Source organism: Endozoicomonas sp. SESOKO3 (assembly GCF_024606255.1).
In genome coordinates this window covers 1-3,103 of the sequence record NZ_JAHHPR010000409.1, presented here as the reverse complement: position 1 = coordinate 3,103, position 3,103 = coordinate 1, and the positions used below count along the sequence as shown (strand labels likewise).

Sequence of the window (3,103 nt, the reverse complement as noted above, 5' to 3'; positions counted from 1 at the left end):
AAGTACGCCAATATCATGAATGCTGTTCAACAGACCTTGCTCAGCAGTCGTGTAAGGAGTGCTGGTATCGTCAGGAGTGTGAGCGTATTTACCATAGTCGTTTGTCGCTTTAAAATGGTAGACCAGACAGGCTCTTTCACCACCAACATCCCTAAATTGCAGGCGGTCAGTGAAATCTCGGGTACTCTTGGGAAGATCCTTTTCCTGTACAATCAGGTACTGGCCAAAACGGGGTTTCTGGCTTCTAAAGCGGTCACTTTTGGCAATAAATTGATGCATAATGCCTTCTTGCGCCAGGGTGGCCTCAAACTCTCCGACCCGATGGAACTTATAGTAATCAACCTCCTCACCATTGACTATTGCCAGTGTACGACCACCAACGATGGTGCCTTCTTGCTCAAATAGTGATAACGGATGTTGACCAGGATAAACCCGCTGAAAAACTGTTTCACCGGCCCGAGCAAATTCTGACTGTAACTGACGACCGGAGGCCAGGTCCTCAGGATGAATATCAAATGCGTGGGCAGCCACCACCAACTTTAATGCCGAAGGATTTGGCAATTGAAAATTGAGGGGATTAACGGGTTCTGTCAACTGGTCGGAAGAATCCAGCTTGAAGAAAAGTGCCGGATCTTTGAGAAAATCCAGAGTGTCATCGATTAATTGCGGAGGTAGACGATCTTTCCAGTACATCAATAACGACGGTTTATTAGCAACTAACCTTTCTACAAGTATGTGTATAAGCCTTTTCCGGATAATATCATCAGTGCAGCACCGCTCCAGGTACTCTTTGTCGTCAAATAAGTCAAAAAAATTTAGATGCCGTTCAATGTAGTCTATTGCAATGTGGGGGTTGGCAGGCCGTAACTTCCTGATCAGAAAGTGCCATTTTCCCTTGTCAAAGACTTCAGAATTGAGCACTATTTTGTCCTGCTCTTTCAGGATTACTTCAGAAAGCTTATTGTAATTCTGTTCAGGTAGATAAGGATAAACAATATTCAGGACATGGGTTATGAAATCGTTATCTGCACTCACTTTTCCAAAGAAGTGGTAAAGGAGAGTCATATGAAATCGCTCGCTTACTTCAGGTCTACTGCTTAGCATGTCCAATAATGACCTCTTTGCTGCATCGATCAAATCCTTTGGCAAGATAGCATTGAAATCTTCAACATAAATTAAAATAAAAGGATTTACTTTTACCAGCTTTTTTAATAACAAACCAAATGCTTCTTCATCTGTTTTATATCTGTTTAAGAGAGCATTATATACACTTGTAAAGATGTAGCCGTATGAATAACCCAATCCCTTAATTGCTTCCAATTCGTAGGCTAAAGCCTTGACCAGTATCTCTTCAAAAAAAACAGGATCTTTGGTGAACATACTATATTGAGGAAATAAAATTCGATTAAAATTACGAAACCAATGCACACCACTGATCGAATTCAGGATGGATTCTTTGGTCATAAAATGAACCGGAACCTCTGATAATTTACACAAGTCATTTGATAACTGTGAAAGGCAGTACTCTTTGTTTTTTTCTTTAATGTGCTCTGGAAGGTCTTTAAGCTCTATTATTCCTGATCGGATCAGATCATCGTACAAATCATCATTTTTAAAACTGGCTGGAAGATTATTCAGTGACTTTATTTTCGCCGTAGTGTCCAGATAACCATAAATAAAAACGGCCAGTTCCGGCGGTGTACCATAGGGCATACCATGTATATTTGAGTACTCAATAAGAAAATCAACCTCCTTTTTCAATTCGACGGGTAGATCATCGTAGGAATATTGGTAAGGATCATAACCGGGCTGAGCCAAAATTATATCTTTTGTTATTTTTTCTTTTGGTATTTCGTGAATTTGCAAAACACCATTCCTTACAAACTCTTTCATAAAAAAAGGTGATTCTAAATAAGCTTCAGACCCATATTTTCTAAAAGTTCTTGGTGAAAAATAATCGATGACGTTCATAAACTCATCTTCCGTGAATTCACGAACTCTACCATCAACAAGTTTTTGAATCAGCTCAACTTGTTTTTCGGTGAAGATGGCAGTGTTCGCGTCCGAACTGATTTTAAATATATTTAAAGATCCGGGTGATAAGGCTTCGGACTCAACCATAAGATTCCTAAATAAACCGGGGTGCAGTCCCCATAGAATCGATAGAGCGTTGCGGCACTTTCCTGATTTCCAGATACCTCCCTCTGGCATCATCGTTTTAACGAGTAACTGCAACGGTGCGACGAGTTTACCGTATGAGGGTGCTATGGCCGTTTCAGGGATTCCTTCGTTGTGTTGCAGGGACGGCTGAAAATAATCATTGCCAGTATTCTTTGACTCCTGATTGTTTTTCTGAACAGAGGCCATAAAAAAGTGCAGAACCGCCTTTTCCAACAGTTGCAGAATCAACTCAGCGCGGTTGGCATTTGCCAGTTGTTTAATGGTTGCGTCAACGCTGGATTCAATGCGATCCTGGCCCTGTAAGGTCATGCCAAAATGCGGGTATGGAAACAGTTTATAGGTCAATTGCAGGTGGCTGTGGCAATCGGGTTGTTGCTCACCACAAAGAGACAACTGGCCGCTATTGCCATCTGCCTCAAATTCAAGCTGGCCAGCAACCCGTGACACAGGGAAACGGGCTAAGGCAGAATCGGGATTGTGGATCAGGGTTACGGTGTTTCTAATGACTGCATCGGTTAACAGGCTGGCAATGGAATGCCCCTTGGCAAAAGCTTTCAACTCATCTTTCGCTTCATTATGCAACAACGACTCGATACTCACCGGCAGAGTTTCTGAAGCTTCGCTGTGGGTCAGTGCGACTAACGTTGATTCTGTGGCTTTGTCTGAATAATGAATGTCAATGCGAATGCCTTCTGGCGCCTCGGGTGAAACCCATGAGAGATCAATATGAACGACACCGTGCTGTGAACTGGCCTCATACAACTCCAGCCAGGGGGAGTAGCCTCCAGATAGTTGCTTCTCTGCCAACCAGGTGCTGGTAGGTGGGCTCAATGGAAATGGCGTTATGCGCAAAATCTGCTGATGACTTTCCTGCTGGTAAATCAGCTCCAGGTAAAATCGTTTGCGGATGTGGGGTGGGTCC

At 42.8% G+C, this 3,103-nt stretch carries 2 protein-coding genes; one reads left to right on the top strand and one right to left on the bottom strand.

Annotation, left to right across the window (positions count from 1 at the left end; translation table 11 throughout):
- A partial coding sequence (locus KDK18_RS07085) for a hypothetical protein (protein ID WP_257254179.1) occupies positions 1-2,394 on the bottom strand: 2,394 nt, incomplete at its 3' end.
- 102 nt (positions 2,395-2,496) lie between these two features.
- On the opposite strand from KDK18_RS07085, the gene KDK18_RS07080 reads away from it, so the two are divergent.
- Positions 2,497-2,625: a hypothetical protein gene (locus KDK18_RS07080; protein WP_257254178.1), complete on the top strand. Its 129-nt coding sequence runs from the start codon at positions 2,497-2,499 to the stop codon at positions 2,623-2,625.
- The last annotated feature ends 478 nt before the right edge of the window (positions 2,626-3,103 follow it).